This is a genomic window from Aeromonas sp. HMWF015, from assembly GCF_963878965.1.
Lineage (GTDB): Bacteria > Pseudomonadota > Gammaproteobacteria > Enterobacterales > Aeromonadaceae > Aeromonas > Aeromonas veronii.
The window spans coordinates 1-1872 of the sequence record NZ_CAWNZT010000130.1; the positions used below are offsets into that span (position 1 = coordinate 1).

1 rRNA gene is annotated in these 1872 nt (G+C 53.0%); it reads right to left on the minus strand.

Features of this window, described 5'->3' with window-relative positions:
• A 23S ribosomal RNA gene (locus AACS18_RS06610) occupies window positions 1-1872 on the minus strand; the annotation flags it as partial.

Sequence of the window (1872 nt, forward strand, 5' to 3'; positions counted from 1 at the left end):
TCTTTCCGTCTAGCCGCGGGTACACCGCATCTTCACGGCGAATTCGATTTCACTGAGTCTCGGGTGGAGACAGCATGGCCATGGTTACACCATTCGTGCAGGTCGGAACTTACCCGACAAGGAATTTCGCTACCTTAGGACCGTTATAGTTACGGCCGCCGTTTACCGGGGCTTCGATCAAGAGCTTCGCTTGCGCTAACCCCATCAATTAACCTTCCGGCACCGGGCAGGTGTCACACCCTATACGTCCACTTTCGTGTTTGCAGAGTGCTGTGTTTTTGATAAACAGTCCCAGCCATCTGGTCACTGCGACTCCCAACTGCTCCATCCGCAAGGGACTTCACTGTCAAGAGCGAACCTTCTCCCGAAGTTACGGTTCTATTTTGCCTAGTTCCTTCACCCGAGTTCTCTCAAGCGCCTTGGTATTCTCTACCCGACCACCTGTGTCGGTTTGGGGTACGATGACTTGTAATCTGAAGCTTAGAGGCTTTTCCTGGAAGCAGGGCATCAATGGCTTCCACACCGTAGTGTGTTCGTCTCGTGTCTCAGTGTTGTGTCTCCGGATTTGCCTAGAAACACCACCTACGCACTTTCACCAGGACAACCGTCGCCTGGCCCACCTAGCCTTCTCCGTCCCCCCATCGCAATTACAAGTCGTGCAGGAATATTAACCTGCTTCCCATCGACTACGCCTTTCGGCCTCGCCTTAGGGGTCGACTCACCCTGCCCCGATTAACGTTGGACAGGAACCCTTGGTCTTCCGGCGAGGAGGCTTTTCACCCCCTTTATCGTTACTTACGTCAGCATTCGCACTTCTGATATCTCCAGCATACCTCTCGATACACCTTCGCAGACTTACAGAACGCTCCCCTACCACTCACACATAAGTGTGAATCCGCGGCTTCGGTGCCTGGTTTGAGCCCCGTTACATCTTCCGCGCAGGCCGACTCGACTAGTGAGCTATTACGCTTTCTTTAAATGATGGCTGCTTCTAAGCCAACATCCTAGCTGTCTGAGCCTTCCCACATCGTTTCCCACTTAACCAGAACTTTGGGACCTTAGCCGGCGGTCTGGGTTGTTTCCCTCTTCACGACGGACGTTAGCACCCGCCGTGTGTCTCCCGGATATTACTTACTGGTATTCGGAGTTTGCATGGGGTTGGTAAGTCGGGATGACCCCCTAGCCCAAACAGTGCTCTACCCCCAGTAGTATTCGTCCGAGGCGCTACCTAAATAGCTTTCGGGGAGAACCAGCTATCTCCGAGTTTGATTGGCCTTTCACCCCCAGCCACAGGTCATCCCCTAACTTTGCAACGTTAGTGGGTTCGGTCCTCCAGTTGATGTTACTCAACCTTCAACCTGCCCATGGCTAGATCACCCGGTTTCGGGTCTACACCTTGCAACTAGACGCCCAGTTAAGACTCGGTTTCCCTACGGCTCCCCTATACGGTTAACCTCGCTACAAAATGTAAGTCGCTGACCCATTATACAAAAGGTACGCAGTCACCCCGAAGGGCTCCCACTGCTTGTACGTACACGGTTTCAGGTTCTATTTCACTCCCCTCACAGGGGTTCTTTTCGCCTTTCCCTCACGGTACTGGTTCACTATCGGTCAGTCAGGAGTATTTAGCCTTGGAGGATGGTCCCCCCATATTCAGACAGGATGTCACGTGTCCCGCCCTACTCGATTTCACATCAAGGTTGTTTTCGTGTACGGGGCTATCACCCTGTATCGCCGGCCTTTCCAGGACCGTTCCACTAACTTCCAAGATGCTTAAGGGCTAATCCCCGTTCGCTCGCCGCTACTGAGGGAATCTCGGTTGATTTCTTTTCCTCGGGGTACTTAGATGTTTCAGTTCTCCCGGTTCGCCTC